The following is a 15,338-nucleotide window of genomic DNA, read 5'->3' on the forward strand; positions in this document are numbered from 1 at the left end:
GCCAAATTTAGGTAAATGCAGCTTAATAAATCCAATTTCAAATAGGGAAAGGCAATGTAATTCCTTATATATTTGTAGCTATTATTAAATAAATCTTCAAATGCGCACAAATTTTGTCGAAGAACTAGGATGGAGGGGTATGATACACGACGCCATGCCTGGCACCGAAGAACATTTAATGACGGGTATGCAATCTGCCTATGTAGGTATTGATCCCACAGCGGATTCACTTCATATAGGGCATCTGGTAAGCGTAATGATGCTGCGCCACTTTCAATTGGCCGGACACAAACCATATGCTTTATTGGGAGGGGCTACTGGAATGATTGGTGATCCTTCGGGCAAATCGGAAGAACGCAATTTGTTGGATGAGGATACATTGCGTTCGAACCAAGAAGCCTTAAAAGTCCAATTAAGTAAGTTCTTGGATTTTGACAGCAAGGCTGAAAATGCCGCTATTCTAGTCAATAATTATGACTGGATGAAGAACTTTTCGTTTTTGGAATTCATCAGGGATATAGGAAAACATATTACCGTAAATTATATGATGGCCAAGGATTCTGTTAAAAAACGGTTATCTGCCGAATCCAAGGATGGTATGTCCTTCACTGAATTCACATACCAATTGGTGCAAGGATACGATTTCCTACATCTTTACCAACATTATAATTGTACGCTACAAATGGGAGGGAGTGACCAATGGGGAAATATCACCACTGGTACCGAACTTATACGACGAATCGGTGGCGGAAAGGGATATGCGTTGACCTGTCCTCTGATTACCAAGGCCGATGGTACCAAGTTTGGAAAAACCGAGGGAGGCAATGTCTGGTTAGACCCGAATAGAACCTCACCCTATAAATTCTACCAGTATTGGTTGAATACCTCCGATGAGGATGCAGCTAAATATATTAAAATTTTCACCTTCCTTGGTAAGGATGAGATCGATAGCTTGATTGCCGAGCATTTGGAGGCACCTCATCTTAGAATAGTCCAAAAGCGATTGGCCGATGAGATTACAACATTGGTGCATTCCGAGGAAGATTTGGAAAATGCCCAGAAGGCAAGCAATATCCTTTTCGGGAAATCCTCTTCCGAAGATTTGAAAAAATTGGACGAAAAGACCTTTTTGGATGTTTTTGAAGGGGTGCCCCAAGCCAATATTCCTAGGTCTGAATTGAATGCCGGTCTTGATATGATTGGTGCATTAGCCGCAAAAACTGGATTTTTAGGTTCCAATGGGGAGGCCAGAAGGGAATTGAAACAAAATTCTATTTCGGTAAACAAGGAGAAAGTCGAGGAAGACTACTTGATTACGACCAAGGATTTGATAAACGATACGTTTGTTTTATTGCAGCGTGGCAAGAAGAATTATTTTGTCATGGTAGCGGTTTAGGGTTGCCAAATGGGGACAATTAGATTACCATAAGGTTACACCCACGTACATCCGAATGGTCGAAACGACCTAGGATTTCGAAACTCCCGTCTTCATACATCTTTCCCAAATCTTGGGTAGCGATGAACGAGCACGAATAGATATTCGCCAAATCGATCACATTAATTCCTCCCGTTTTTCCAAAGGGCACAAAATTCAGTGGATCCTCAGTATCCCGGATCAGTAGCTTCATCCAAGGGGGCGTTTTAAATCTGCCATTTCCCTTGGAGTAGGCCTGTGATAGTAGTTCGGTCATCCCATATTCAGAATGAATTGTTTCAATGCCAAATCCTTTTTTAAGATAATCGTGCAATTCCTTACGAATCAATTCCTTTCGACGACCTTTCATTCCGCCGGTTTCCATAACAATGGTGTTCTTTAGACGAAGCTGGTGCTTTTCAACCAAATCGAGTAAGGCAAAGGAAACACCAATGAGTAATACTTTATTGCCTTTGGCATCCAAGGTGGTCAAGGTATCGATGAGCCTATCTATCCCATTCAGATAAAAACCGCTTTCAGGGTGATTGCTTTTTTCAATAAGGCCATTGACCATGTAAATCAAGGAGGACCCACTGCGCTCCAAATAAGAAGGTAATAAGGCTATAATACAATATTGGCCAACATCCCCATAAAAATATTGAAAGCCTTTGGTATAACTTCGTTCATATAACTTTATGTCGGTAATATAGTGTTTACTGAACGCCTGTCCCGTTGTTCCGCTACTTGAGAATACGGTCTGCACGTCAGAATTGGTTGCTACTACTTTCTTTGATTTAAAAAAGTGAATGGGTAAAAAAGGGATTTGTTGAACTTTTTTAACACTAGAGGAAGATCGGCCTAAATAATGGCAAAATTCATTGTAAATGGGATTGTTCTTAAATTGAAATCTAAAGACATCCAAAGCCTTTGATTCAAATTCATCCTTTGAGTATTTCGCTATTATTTTGGTGGTGTCGATCATCGGATTTGTTCCCACAAAGGTAATGATACAACAAATCGAACAATTCTAAAACTGCACTTATTTTACCACAAGTTTTCGTGTAATGGTATTATTATTCTCTGAAACCTGTAGCACATATACCCCTGGAATCAGTCTCGAAATGTTTAAAGAACTATTCAAGATCCGATCGGTTAATACGATTTCGCCAAAGACATCATACACAATGATATCTTTCCTTGCATTTTTGTCGGTAGTAATATAGACTACATCGTTGAACGCAGGGTTCGGATAAAGTTTAAACCCTGGAAGATCATGGTTTCGAGCGTTTGCTAAATGCTCGGGTTCTTGCGCAAAAAGCGCAATAGAGGACACCATAAGCAGGATAAAGTAGATTTTCTTCATTGTATTGATTTGGGATCAACAATATAAAGATACTGAAAGACGATAGTTACAAGTTGAAAATGTTGTGAAATTCGATAAAATGTAGGTGAAGAATCGCGATGATGCATTTCATCGATATTTTAGGTCGATTATCGAAGGAATCATTGCTGATATAGTAGCGTAAAACGGGATTAACTAATTAATAATCAGTTTTCTGGTGGCGATTTTGTCTTTTTGGTATACACGAAGAACATATACCCCAGCATCCAATTCGGAAACATTCAATTCTTCCCTGAAAAGCGTGGTTTCCAAAACCCTGGTTCCCAAGACATCGAAAATAAAGATTTTTTTTGGGGCTTTATCCGCGGTAACAATATAGACTTTGCCATTAGTGACCGGGTTAGGATATAACTTAAAATCAGCAATATCACCATTAGACTTTACGTCTTGTGCAAAGCCTAGCGAAACAAAAAATAAAAAGAAAACAAAGTAAAGTTTCTTCATAAAAAAATTAACGCAATAGGTGTGCCACAAATATACTAATATTTGTCTTCGATGGGGGTTGCGTACATTGGATTAGGCCAAAAATTCGATGAAATGCAAGGTTTGATCAACAGTTCAGATGTAATTGTTATGTTTTTACGGGCTCAGTGTTATGATAACGTTACCAATTAATGCGCTTCATAATCGTTTCATTGTAATAGTGTTATCTTTACTTTATGTTCATAATGAATTAAAAGTTACATGAAGAAGAAAGATATTAGAATACTTCTGGTAGATGATGAGCCTGATATTTTGGAAATCGTCGGATATAATCTCACTGCCGAAGGATATCAGGTTTTTACCGCCAAAAATGGTATCGAAGGTGTGGCCATGGCCAAGAAAAAATTGCCCCACTTGATTATTTTGGATGTCATGATGCCTGAAATGGATGGAATTGAGGCTTGTGGGATTCTCCGTAAAAACCCTAGTTTTGAAAATACGATTATCACTTTTCTTACCGCGCGTGGAGAGGATTATTCCCAAATGGCAGGTTTTGATGCCGGGGCGGACGATTATATTACAAAACCTATTAAACCTAAAGTCCTAGTCCGCAAAGTAAAGGCCCTTCTTCGCAGGTTTAAAGAAGATCCGGCCGTTGATGAAGAGATCTTCAAGGTGGGCAAGATTGTAATTAATCGGGAGGAATATAAAATTATCAATAATGGCAAAGAAATAATTTTACCCCGAAAGGAATTCGAATTATTGTCTTTATTGACGTCTAAACCCAACAAGGTATTTAAACGGGAAGTAATCCTGGATAGGGTTTGGGGAAATGAAGTCGTTGTAGGTGGTCGTACGATTGACGTTCATATTAGAAAATTACGTGAAAAAATAGGGGACGATCATTTTAAGACTGTTAAAGGGGTGGGCTATAAGTTTGTACTATAATGGCGATTCATTTAAGAAAATCCTATAGGTTTGCCCTTAGGTCAGCGCTCTTAATCAGCTTTATTACTACATTGGTATTGTTGGGTTTATCCTGGTATTTTGAATATGTAAATATTTTTTTTCTTGGGGTTTTTGCCGCACTTTCTTTCGCTAGTTCTTTTATTATCCTGCAGCTTAGAATTGAAAAATTCATCTATCGTAGAATAAAAAAAATATATGATGATGTTGCTTTGCTTGAATCGACAAATCTTTCTTCCGGTCCCATAACGACGGATATGAAGACACTTACTGCAGAAATTGAAAAATTCGCCCAGGATAAAAAAATTGAAATAGACACCTTGAATATTAGGGAAGCGTACAGAAAGGACTTTCTCGGCAACATCTCCCATGAACTAAAAACCCCCCTTTTTACCGTACAAGGATATATATTAACCTTGCTTGATGGGGCCTTGGAGGATAAAAATGTACGCAGAAAATATTTACTAAGGGCAAATAAAGGGGTTGAGCGCCTCATCTATATTGTCAAGGACCTTGATATGATCACCAAACTTGAAGTCGGGGATTTAAATCTTGAACTTGTAGATTTCGACATTATTGAGCTCATAGAAAATGTTTTTGAATTACTGGAAATGAAAGCTGCCAAGAATAAGATTGCCTTAACATTCGACATGGAGTATAGATACCCCATTCTTGTTCATGCTGATCGCGATAAAATACAACAGGTGTTAACCAACCTCTTGGTCAACTCCATTAAATATGGTCAAGAAAATGGAACCACGGAAGTAAGTGTTGAGAACTTGATTAAAAATAAAGTAATTGTAAGGGTAACCGATAATGGAGAAGGAATTGCCCAACGCCACATACCACGATTATTTGAGCGATTTTACCGGGTTGACCAAAGTGGTAGCCGCAGTGAAGGTGGCTCCGGTCTTGGCCTTTCCATTGTAAAGCATATTATCGAAGCCCATAATGAAAAAATATATGTTGAAAGTGCGGAGGGAGTAGGATCTGAATTTTCCTTTACTTTAGAGAAAGCCCATCCCCAAAATAATCCGCAAGTAGATTCTGCCTAGAAGGTTTTCATTAGATTTGCCATAGGATATAATATAAAATGCTGTGGGAAGCAAAAACAAGCTTAAAAGGTTTAAGGAAAACGCTACGTTCAAGAATGTGGTACAACCTAATAGGAACGAAATAGAAGAAGGCTTCTTTCCTCTTAAAGGACATTGGAACACGCATTTCGGAAACGACAATCCTATAGTGCTCGAACTGGGTTGTGGCAAAGGGGAATATACCATCGACTTGGCGCGAATGTATCCTCAAAAGAATTTTATCGGAGTGGATATCAAGGGTGCCCGATTGTGGAGAGGCGCAAAAACAGCATTGGAAGGGAACATGGGCAATGTAGTCTTCCTAAGAACCCAAATAGAATTGATAGATCGATTGTTCAAGGAAAATGAAGTGACCGAAATTTGGATTACCTTCCCTGACCCCCAAATAAAATATAAACGAACAAAACATAGGATGACCAATGAGGTATTTCTAAAAAAATACGAGCATATATTGGTTGATCAGGGGATAGTACATTTAAAGACCGATAGTGGGTTTATGCATGGGTATACCTTAGGGCTCTTGCATGGCACAAAAAGGGAGGTAATCTACGCAAATCATGATGTTTATAAAAACGAGGGAAGCCCCTTGGAGGTATTGAATATCCAGACTTTCTACGAAAAACAGTACCTTGAAAAAGGAAAACCGATTACCTATATCAAGTTTAGGATCAACTAGCGTATGGAACATTTGCTCATTCTATTTTTCGCAACATTTTCTGCAGCGTTTATGGCTACGGTACCTCCTGGACTTTTGAATATGAATGCGGCAAAGACAAGTGTCGAGAAAGGGAAATTGAACGGGATAATATTCAGCCTGGGTGTATCGTCTATGATTATGCTACAAGCTGTAATCGCCGTTTATATATCCAAATACTTACATAGGAATCCTGACGTTGTTGAGGTTCTGCTTAAGATTGCAGTGCTTGTTTTCGCATTTTTTGCCATCTACTTTTTTATAGCGGCCAGAAGTAATAAAAAAAAGAAGGTAAAAGCCGTGGACATCAGTAAGCGAAATAGTTTTTTTAAAGGGATGTTATTGGCGGCCCTTAATCTATTGACCATACCATACTATAGTGGGCTTAATATTATGTGGAACGCTACGGGATGGATAAAGTTTGAAGTTTGGGATATCGTGGTGTTTGTTTTGGCCGCCGGATGTGGTACTTTTTCGGTCTTGTACATGTACACTATTTATTTCAATAAACTGGAAAACAAGACCAAACGTTTTTCTAAGAACTCCAACTATATTCTAAGTGCCTTGATGGTAGTGCTTTTGATGATTACTATATATAGGATTTTAAACAGATGAAATAAGCATTTTGGAAGTGTATAAAAATATTTGCAAATGGAAATCATTTAGGATTTCATTCTATGAACGAAGAAAACAGTAACTTTTTTCAAAAGGTTTATGAAGTTGCCAAGCTCATTCCATATGGCAGGGTAACCACTTATGGTGCCATCGCCAAGTATTTGGGTGCTGCCCGGAGTGCCAGGATGGTAGGTTGGGCCATGAACGGGTCCCATAACATGCCAGGTATACCGGCACATCGGGTGGTGAATAAAATAGGGTTGTTGACTGGCAAGCATCATTTCGATGGCACTAACCTAATGCAACAGCTTCTCGAAAGTGAAGGAATCCAAGTGGTGGACAATCAAATCATCGATTTTGAAAAACACTTTTGGGATCCTTTTAAAGAGTTAAGTTAATACCATAGGGAACATCTATTTCAAAATACCACTTTTCAATCCAATAACTTTAGCTTCTCGGCCCTAAGACGTATCTTTGTTGTTTAGAATGAATTTATATTAAGAACGAAAATCGCTATGAAATTGAATAAGCAAGATATCTTAAAAGCCCTTGAACATATCACCGTTCCAGGAGAAGGTCGGAACATGGTGGAAAGTGGTGCTGTTAAGAACATACAGGTATTCGGTGATGAAGTTGAAGTTGATATTACCATTAATAACCCTAGTCTTCAGGCACGGAAAAAGACCGAAGTTGAGATTCTTAAGATCATTCATAAAGAAGTATATGAAAAGGCCAAGATAAAAATAAACCTGAAGGTGGAAGCCCCCGCCAATCCCAAGGTAAATGAAATTAAAGGAAAACCTATACCCGGAATCCAGAATATCATCGCGATTGCTTCGGGTAAAGGGGGTGTAGGTAAGTCCACGGTAACAGCAAATTTGGCCGTAACCTTGGCTAAAATGGGCTTTAAGGTTGGGTTGTTGGATGCGGATATCTATGGCCCTTCAATGCCTATTATGTTCGATGTTGTAGCAGAACGACCTATGGCCGTTACTATCAATGGTAAGTCAAAAATGAAGCCCGTTGAAAATTATGGGGTACAATTATTGTCCATTGGTTTCTTCACGGAAGCTAACCAGGCTGTAATCTGGAGAGGACCTATGGCCGCCAAAGCATTGAATCAAATGATTTTTGATGCCCATTGGGGCAACCTCGACTTCTTATTGATCGATTTACCTCCAGGAACTGGCGATATTCACTTAAGCATAATGCAGGCCATGCCCGTCACCGGTGCGGTGGTCGTTAGCACGCCCCAAGAGGTGGCATTGGCAGATGCGCGAAAGGGGGTAGCCATGTTCCAACAAGAATCCATTAATGTCCCGGTATTGGGCATTATCGAAAATATGGCCTATTTTACGCCTGGGGAATTACCTGACAATAAATATTATATCTTTGGTAAGGAAGGGGCAAAAAATTTGGCTGAGAATCTCAATGTTCCATTTTTAGGGGAAGTGCCCTTGGTACAAAGCATTCGTGAAGCTGGAGATGTAGGCCGCCCCGCTGCACTTCAGGATTCGACCCCAATTGCAATGGCATTTGAGGATATTACCAAGAACGTTGTTCGGGAAATGGTAAATAGAAATGAAAGTATGCCTCCTACCGAGGCTATAAAGATTACAACCATGGCAGGTTGTTCGTCAGTTAATAAATAATGCATATGACAACGGATGACATAAGGACCAATGTAGAAAAAGCACTTGATGAGATTCGTCCTTTTCTACAAAGTGATGGGGGTGATATTGAGCTTATTTCAATTGATAATGACACTTCCGTGAAGGTGAGATTACAAGGGGCCTGTGTTGGCTGCAGTGTAAATCAAATGACCTTGAAGAGTGGTGTGGAAATGACCATTAAGAAATACGCACCTCAAATAGTGGAAGTCATTAATTTAGATTGATTCCTTCTAGTACTTATTTTTTGTTTTTTCAATTTTGATCCGCCCAATAGGCCATCATGAGTATAGAGCCGGCCGTACCGTCCATGGTAGGTTCATTTGTTGAATAGTCGCCTAGGTCATCATGATAGACCACATAGTTGTTTTGATATTCTGCAAATTCATCGGGTTCACTCAGGTGTAATCCCTTAAGGGAATTGTAGATGGTACTATAGACAGGGCCATCGATCAACCCACCAGGGACTTGTTTTTTACCCAAGGCCCAAGTACTTGTGTGGACATCATAGGGGAATTCACCCTGCTCTGGCATCATTGTGAACATACTCGTACCCCAAGGATTTCTGCCAAAAAGCCAATCCCGCTGCTCGACCATAAATTTTCTATATGTTTTGTCCCCAGTCATTTTTTCATAAAGAATACCCTGTGTGATCAAACTTGTCAATAAGTTATTGGAACACCAAATAAAGGGCACACCAATCGTATAGGGATTTGTGTTACCCCTCTTTACGTTGTCTTCGATGCCACTTTTGTAATACGCGGCCAAGGTCTTTTTGAAATCCGGATCGGCATGTTCATATAAAGCATAGTGACCCATATTCACAAAGGGGTAGTATTCGTAGTGAGGTACTGAGTCATAGGGCATCCAGGAGATGGTATTGGCCTGTCTAGCATATTTTATGGCATCTTCAAGATACTTCTTGTTCCGCGTGGATTTATAAAGTTCTGCGGCACCCCATTCCATATCATCTGCCCATGTTTTTTCCGAATATCGATATGGGGCACCATAAGAATTTCCTTGTTGGTAACCCTCTTTGTCAATTCCCAATTTATAAAGGGATTTGGCTGCTTTCAAATAAAGGGCTCCATAGATGGAATCCTGTAATTCTTCCTTCCAGATACGGGAGGCTATGGCCATGGCAGCCGCTGAACGACCTGCTAAATTCGAGAGCCCGGTCGCTTCGCTTTTATATTTATTCAAACCCTGTGGTTTGCCTGTGGCAAAATAGGCTGCCCTATGACTATTTGGTCCCCAACCATAATCAGCATTGTCCTGGTCGGGCATTTTCCAACCGCGATGATCACGGTCGTCGGCTATTTGGTGGATCAATTGGTCCGGTTGGGAATGGAGTTTTAAAATCCAATCCAATCCCCATTTGGCCTCATCCAGGACATCGGCAATACCATTAGATCCTGGTTGCCCTAAATGGTTAACACTATCCATGAATGTATTGGGAAACAATTCATAGGCCTTCAGCATATGGGCCGTTGCATAACTCCCGGTTATCAGATATTTTAGTTGATCCCCTGCGTCGTGCCAACCTCCTGTGGCATCTACAAAAGTTGAATCTGGCATAGGACCATAAAATGAACGGCCATCACCCTGATGGCAAATAACATCGAAAAAAGGATTGTACCCACATCGTTGTTGTCTCATGAATCCCAATAGTTTTTCAGATTGGAATTCATAGGCATTTTTTGAAATTCTAATGGTTTGGGAAGTAAATTGCTTGTTTTTCGTTTGTAAGACATATTCCCCTTCCTCGGAAACAGTACTAAAATCAACTTCGTAATAATATTCGAATGTTCCCCATCCTTGCGTTTCTGATTTTTTAGGTCTAAAGGAAGCAACGATACGGCTTTCGTCTTTCGTGGCCAGTACAATTCTTTCTTTTATGGGTCTATGTGCAAAAAGTAGTGCAATTTTTGGTTCATTTGGGAGATATCCCATCTGATTGATTCGAATATGGATATCGTTTGGATGGTTTGATGCTATGACCAGTTGTGAAACAAAATAGAGAAGAAATAGTAGTCGGGGCATTTTATAGGTTTAAAGCTTACCTATAAATATAACGGTATTCTCATTCCTTTGCAAGGATGTCCTCCAAACCGACGAAGGCGTATTTTCTAGATTTTAATTCGAGGATAAGTTCTTCAAGACGATTATAGAATTTGTCCTCTCGATTAGGATCCGTGCCTACATGCATTAAAAGAAGAAATCCGTTTAAACCTGATGTATTCTTTCCTTCAAAATCTAAAATGCTATTGTAAATAGCTTCGCTACTGCGATAATTCGAATAGGCTGGGGTCGTATAATCTGCGTGGGACAAGGTGCCATGGGTCATATTGATCAATTTAAGCCCATAATCCGATGTCCAATCCGCGATGTGATTATTGTACCATTCGTAAGGAGGCAAAAAGTAGGGGGCTTGCTTTTTGGTTATCCCAAAACGCTTCATTTCCTTATAATTGGATTTTAAATCGCCCAGAAACTCTTGATAGGTGACCAAAAGACTATCCCGATTATTCCAATCGCAATATAGAAGATGGTCATAGGAGTGAGCACCTAAATAATGCCCATCTTCAATTAGATTTTCGATAACCCTCTTAAAATTGGGATTCCTATAAAATGTGCCCGTAAAAAAGAAGGCGGCCTTGATTTTATACTTTTTAAGGATATCCCGAATAGTTTCCGAACCATCGGCGAACTCATGGCCTGTGAAGACCAGCGTTAGTTGTTGTCGGGTACTATCCCCTCGAACTAGGGCTCCATGATCTTTGGTGAATGTTCTAGGATAGTTGGTTTTACAATTGCACAGGAAAATAAAAATCAACAAAATGCCGACTATCTTAAAAAGTCCCTTCTCTATATAATTATCATTGGCCACGTATCAATCGGTTACATTAGATTCTTGCTTGATATGTAAATAAATTATAGTATCTACCCTCTTTGGCAATAAGGTCATCATGGGTCCCTTCTTCGGCAATCCTACCGTTTTCTATGACCAAGATTTGATTGGCCTTACGAATGGTGCTCAATCTGTGGGCAATTACAAAGGTCGTTCGCCCTTCAGTTAGTTTGGCCAAACTTTTTTGAATCAAGGCTTCGCTTTCAGTATCCAAATTCGATGTGGCTTCGTCCAATATCAATATTTTCGGATTTGCAAGAACCGCCCTGGCAATGGCGATCCTTTGACGTTGCCCCCCCGAAAGCTTAATGCCGCGCTCCCCGATCAATGTATCCAAACCTTCTTCAAAGCGGTCGGTAAACTCATCAACATAAGCTGCTTTTACGGCCTGTAGCAATTCTTCTTCACTGGCATTTGGTCGTGGAAATAGTATGTTCTCCCTAATCGTACCTTCGAATAAGAAATCATCTTGTAGCACCACCCCCAAGTGTTGCCTAAAACTGTTGAGATTTACTTTGGACATATCTTGTCCGTCAATGGTTATTTTGCCCGATTGTGGATTCAAAAAGCTCGCTGCCAATCCTGCAATCGTACTTTTTCCAGAACCCGAGCTCCCGACCAAGGCGACCACCGATCCCGATTTAACCTCAAAGCTGATGTTGTGCAATACTTCTTTTTCTTCCTCATAGGCAAAGGAGACATTTTCAAAGGCCATATCCCCTTTAACTTGTTCCAATACTATTACCCGCTCTTCCTCATCGGACTCTGGGGTCATATTCATTAATTCCTCAGTACGGTCCAATCCGGCCAAAGCTTCCGTCAATTGACTGCCTATATTGCTCATTTGTACGATAGGGGCCACCATAGTACCCAGTAATACTGTAAACATCAATAAATCGCCAATGGTCAGTTCACCCTGCATTATTTTGTAACCCCCAAAACCCATTACCCCAGTAGTGGCAACACCTATAAGAAATGTGGAAGAACTTGTCATAAAGGCCGTGGTGGTCAAACTTTTCTTTACATTTTGGAACAACTCCTCAACACCAGCTTCGAATACTTTATGTTCTTGTACTTCCGCATTGAATCCTTTGATCACACGAATACCGCCTAACGTCTCGGTTAGCCTTCCTTTAACTTCGGCATTGATTTTGCCGCGATTACGAAAAATAGGACGAATAATCTTAAAGGCCTTGAGGGCAATAATCCCAAACAAAGCCAATGGCACGAAGGTGAACAATGTCATGCTGACACTTATTCGTAGCAATAGGATTAGGGAAACAATCGCTGTTAGGGTTCCCCCAACAAGCTGTACAAGCCCTGTTCCTATTAGATTCCTCACACCTTCAACATCGGACATGATCCGGGAGACCAAGGCACCCGATTTGGCATTGTCGAAAAAGCGAATGGGCAGGGAAAGTACTTTTTGCTGTACTTGGGCCCTTAATTCCGAAATCATATATTGTGCCTGTACGCTGAGGATTTTAGTAAGTAAGAATGAGGTTACTGCCTGAACCAATATTGCCAAAAGAACCACGATAACAAGTATTTTTAGCATTTCCTCATCTTTCTTGGCAATAACATCATCAATCAAATATTTGGAAGCCACAGGAGTCACAAAACTTGCCGCCCTACTTATGACAATCAACACCAAACCTATGAAAACCAGATTCCTTCTTGGCCAGATGATGGTTTTAAAGGCAGTTAGAACGCTTACTTTTTTGTTTGACATTTTGAGGGATTCATTTAGGAGGTTGCAAGTTACTGTAAAAATATCGGGAATCGTTTCTTGGGCCTTTTCGGTTAGGTTTTTTGTATAAAAATTAGCATATCATTTTCAAGTCAATTAATTTCACAATACTAGTCTAAGGCTATGTAAAACCACGTCAAAATTTAGGGTATGAGGATTGTTTGCTTTTTCTTGTTTTTGGGAATGCTCTCCTGTTCAGAGGCAAAGAATTTAACAGAAGTTGAAAAATGGAAAGCCCAAGCTGAAAACATTACCATAATCCGCGATGATTTTGGCGTGCCACATATTTATGGCAAAACCGATGCTGATGCGGTTTTCGGTTTGCTTTTTGCCCAATGTGAGGATGATTTTAATCGGGTGGAACAAAATTATATTTGGGCTACTGGTCGACTGGCAGAGGTGGAAGGGGATGAATCTCTATACAGCGATTTACGGGTAAAATTGTTCATGACCGAGGAAGAAGCCATGGCCAATTATGAAAATAGTCCTGAATGGCTTAAGAAGTTGTGTGATGCTTTCGCTGATGGCGTGAATTTCTATTTGTACACACATCCTGAAGTAAAACCTCGATTATTGACCAGATTTGAACCCTGGATGCCCATGTATTTCAGTGAAGGTTCTATCGGTGGGGATATTGAACGTATTTCAACATCAAAAATCAAGGCATTTTACCAAAGTGGCCACCAAATCCCTGCCATGGAGGAGCTAAAAATCAAAAAAGATAAAGAAATGGTCGAACCCCAAGGATCTAATGGTATCGCGATATCAGGAAAATTAACGGAATCGGGTAGCGCTATGCTTTTGATCAATCCGCATACGTCATTTTATTTTCGAGGGGAAGTACATGTCGTAAGTGAAGAGGGGCTCAATGCCTACGGCGCGGTCACTTGGGGACAGTTTTTTGTCTATCAGGGATTCAATGAAAAAACCGGGTGGATGCACACTTCGACCTATACCGATGTTATGGATGAGTTCAAGGAAACCGTTGTTAGGGTTGATGACAAGCTCTTATATCGGTATGGGCAAGAGCTACGACCCATTAAAGAATCAAAAATTACATTAAAATATAAGGAAGAAGATCTATTGAAAGAAGAGACTTTTCCTGTTTACCGCACGCATCACGGTCCCATAACCCATTTGGTCGATGGGCAATGGACGGCCTCCGCTATGATGTGGGAACCCATAAAGGCCTTGGAGCAATCCTATATTCGTACGAAGCAAGAGGGTTATAAAGGGTTTCGAAAAATGATGGATCTTCGAACCAACTCCTCCAACAATACGGTTTACGCCGATGCCGAAGGGAACATTGCCTATTTTCATGGAAATTTTGTACCAAAAAGGGATGAAGCCTTCGATTATTCACAACCTGTAGATGGTAGTAACCCCGAAACCGATTGGCAGGGGTTGCATACAGTTAATGAAAATATCCTGCTGGTAAATCCACTTAACGGTTGGTTGCAGAATTGTAATTCAACGCCATTTACAGCAGCTTTGGAATACAGTCCAAAGAAGGAAAACTATCCTGATTATATGTCCATCGACCAGGAGAATTTTCGTGGAATACATGCGATAAACCTTCTGAAGGATAGAAAGGGGTATACCTTGGATAGTTTGATCAAACTGGCCCATGACCCTTATTTGCCTGCTTTTGAAAAGTTGATACCGGAATTGGTCAAAGCCTTTGATATACAACCTAATAAGAATCCAAAATTAGGGGAGGCAATTAATATTTTACGGGAATGGGATTTTAAGACTTCAAAAGAATCCGAGGCCATGACTATGGCGCATTTTTATGGCACCAGGGTATGGGAATTGGGTTCGTCAGGTCAGATGAATGAAAGACCTACACAAATGGAACTATTTAACCATATCGAAAATTACCTTTCAAGAGAAGAAATGCTTGCTTGTTTAGCATCTGTTCTATCTGATTTGGTTGCCGATTTTGGCACTTGGAATGTACCTTGGGGGGAGATAAACCGATACCAACGCCTAAACGGGGATATTCAACAACCTTTTGATGATGATAAGCCCAGTATTCCAATAGGGTTTGCCTCTGGTCGTTGGGGTGCCTTGGCGGCCTATGGGGCACGTTATACCAACAATACCAAAAAAATCTATGGTACACGTGGAAATAGTTTTGTGGCCGTAGTTGAATTTGGCGATAAAGTAAAAGCCAAAAGTATTTTGGCCGGTGGACAAAGTGGAGATCCTAATTCGGCTCACTTTAATGATCAAGCCCAGCGCTATGCCGATATGCAATTCAAGGAGGTGCCGTATTATAAGAAGGATGTACAGAAAAGGGCAAAAAGGACCTATAAACCGGGGGAAAGGGAATAAGGGTTTGACAAAGGAAATGGGTGCTTTGAAAATTTGGGGGTCTTAGGTTTTAAAATCGACCA

At 40.4% G+C, this 15,338-nt stretch carries 15 protein-coding genes; 9 read left to right on the forward strand and 6 right to left on the reverse strand.

Annotated features, from left to right (window positions below; translation table 11 throughout):
• Positions 1-100: 100 nt before the first annotated feature.
• The gene (tyrS, locus tag HPE63_RS12680) at positions 101-1,396 is read left to right on the forward strand and encodes a tyrosine--tRNA ligase (RefSeq protein WP_188314639.1); all 1,296 of its coding nucleotides are present in this window, start codon (positions 101-103) and stop codon (positions 1,394-1,396) included.
• A gap of 19 nt (positions 1,397-1,415) precedes the next feature.
• Here tyrS and HPE63_RS12685 read toward each other — a convergent pair whose 3' ends face one another.
• From HPE63_RS12685 to HPE63_RS12695, 3 genes are all read right to left on the reverse strand, one after another.
• A complete protein-coding gene (locus HPE63_RS12685) occupies positions 1,416-2,396 on the reverse strand; it encodes a LuxE/PaaK family acyltransferase (RefSeq protein ID WP_188314640.1) in 981 nt (326 codons plus the stop codon).
• 57 nt (positions 2,397-2,453) lie between these two features.
• The gene (locus tag HPE63_RS12690; RefSeq protein WP_188314641.1) at positions 2,454-2,777 is read right to left on the reverse strand and encodes a T9SS type A sorting domain-containing protein; all 324 of its coding nucleotides are present in this window, start codon (positions 2,775-2,777) and stop codon (positions 2,454-2,456) included.
• A gap of 174 nt (positions 2,778-2,951) precedes the next feature.
• Positions 2,952-3,260: a T9SS type A sorting domain-containing protein gene (locus tag HPE63_RS12695; protein ID WP_188314642.1), complete on the reverse strand. Its 309-nt coding sequence runs from the start codon at positions 3,258-3,260 to the stop codon at positions 2,952-2,954.
• Between the two features lie 240 nt (positions 3,261-3,500).
• Here HPE63_RS12695 and HPE63_RS12700 point away from each other — a divergent pair, with 240 nt between their 5' ends.
• The 7 genes from HPE63_RS12700 (at position 3,501) to HPE63_RS12730 (ending at position 8,505) form a co-directional block, all read left to right on the forward strand.
• Entirely contained in the window at positions 3,501-4,187 is a 687-nt protein-coding gene (locus tag HPE63_RS12700) for a response regulator transcription factor (RefSeq protein WP_188314643.1), read from the forward strand.
• Positions 4,187-5,260, forward strand: a complete 1,074-nt coding sequence (locus HPE63_RS12705; RefSeq protein WP_188314644.1) for a sensor histidine kinase — start codon at positions 4,187-4,189, stop codon at positions 5,258-5,260. Before HPE63_RS12700 ends, HPE63_RS12705 begins: the two co-directional genes overlap by 1 nt.
• Positions 5,261-5,303: 43 nt before the next feature.
• A complete protein-coding gene (gene trmB, locus HPE63_RS12710) occupies positions 5,304-5,975 on the forward strand; it encodes a tRNA (guanosine(46)-N7)-methyltransferase TrmB (RefSeq protein ID WP_188314645.1) in 672 nt (223 codons plus the stop codon).
• 3 nt (positions 5,976-5,978) lie between these two features.
• On the forward strand, positions 5,979-6,608 hold the full coding sequence (locus HPE63_RS12715; RefSeq protein ID WP_188314646.1) for a LysE family transporter: 630 nt from the start codon (positions 5,979-5,981) through the stop codon (positions 6,606-6,608).
• Between the two features lie 62 nt (positions 6,609-6,670).
• Positions 6,671-7,006 (forward strand): MGMT family protein, encoded by a 336-nt coding sequence (locus HPE63_RS12720; RefSeq protein WP_188314647.1) that lies wholly within the window; start codon positions 6,671-6,673, stop codon positions 7,004-7,006.
• 117 nt (positions 7,007-7,123) lie between these two features.
• Positions 7,124-8,260 carry an Mrp/NBP35 family ATP-binding protein gene (locus HPE63_RS12725; protein WP_188314648.1) on the forward strand — a complete coding sequence of 379 codons (1,137 nt, stop codon included), beginning with the start codon at positions 7,124-7,126 and terminating at the stop codon, positions 8,258-8,260.
• 5 nt (positions 8,261-8,265) lie between these two features.
• On the forward strand, positions 8,266-8,505 hold the full coding sequence (locus HPE63_RS12730; protein ID WP_188314649.1) for a NifU family protein: 240 nt from the start codon (positions 8,266-8,268) through the stop codon (positions 8,503-8,505).
• Positions 8,506-8,533: 28 nt separating this feature from the next.
• On the opposite strand, the gene HPE63_RS12735 is transcribed toward HPE63_RS12730, so the two are convergent.
• The 3 genes from HPE63_RS12735 to HPE63_RS12745 are packed head-to-tail and all read right to left on the reverse strand — an operon-like array spanning position 8,534 to position 12,921.
• Positions 8,534-10,321, reverse strand: coding sequence for a glycoside hydrolase family 9 protein (locus HPE63_RS12735; RefSeq protein WP_188314650.1), 1,788 nt, complete (start codon positions 10,319-10,321; stop codon positions 8,534-8,536).
• Positions 10,322-10,361: 40 nt separating this feature from the next.
• Positions 10,362-11,168, reverse strand: coding sequence for a polysaccharide deacetylase family protein (locus HPE63_RS12740; RefSeq protein WP_317172917.1), 807 nt, complete (start codon positions 11,166-11,168; stop codon positions 10,362-10,364).
• A 16-nt stretch (positions 11,169-11,184) separates the two neighbouring features.
• Positions 11,185-12,921, reverse strand: coding sequence for an ABC transporter ATP-binding protein (locus HPE63_RS12745; RefSeq protein WP_188314651.1), 1,737 nt, complete (start codon positions 12,919-12,921; stop codon positions 11,185-11,187).
• Positions 12,922-13,089: 168 nt separating this feature from the next.
• On the opposite strand from HPE63_RS12745, the gene HPE63_RS12750 reads away from it, so the two are divergent.
• Positions 13,090-15,276: an acylase gene (locus HPE63_RS12750; RefSeq protein ID WP_188314652.1), complete on the forward strand. Its 2,187-nt coding sequence runs from the start codon at positions 13,090-13,092 to the stop codon at positions 15,274-15,276.
• Positions 15,277-15,338: the final 62 nt, after the last annotated feature.

Source organism: Maribacter arenosus (genome assembly GCF_014610845.1).
In the GTDB taxonomy this organism is placed as follows: domain Bacteria; phylum Bacteroidota; class Bacteroidia; order Flavobacteriales; family Flavobacteriaceae; genus Maribacter_A; species Maribacter_A arenosus.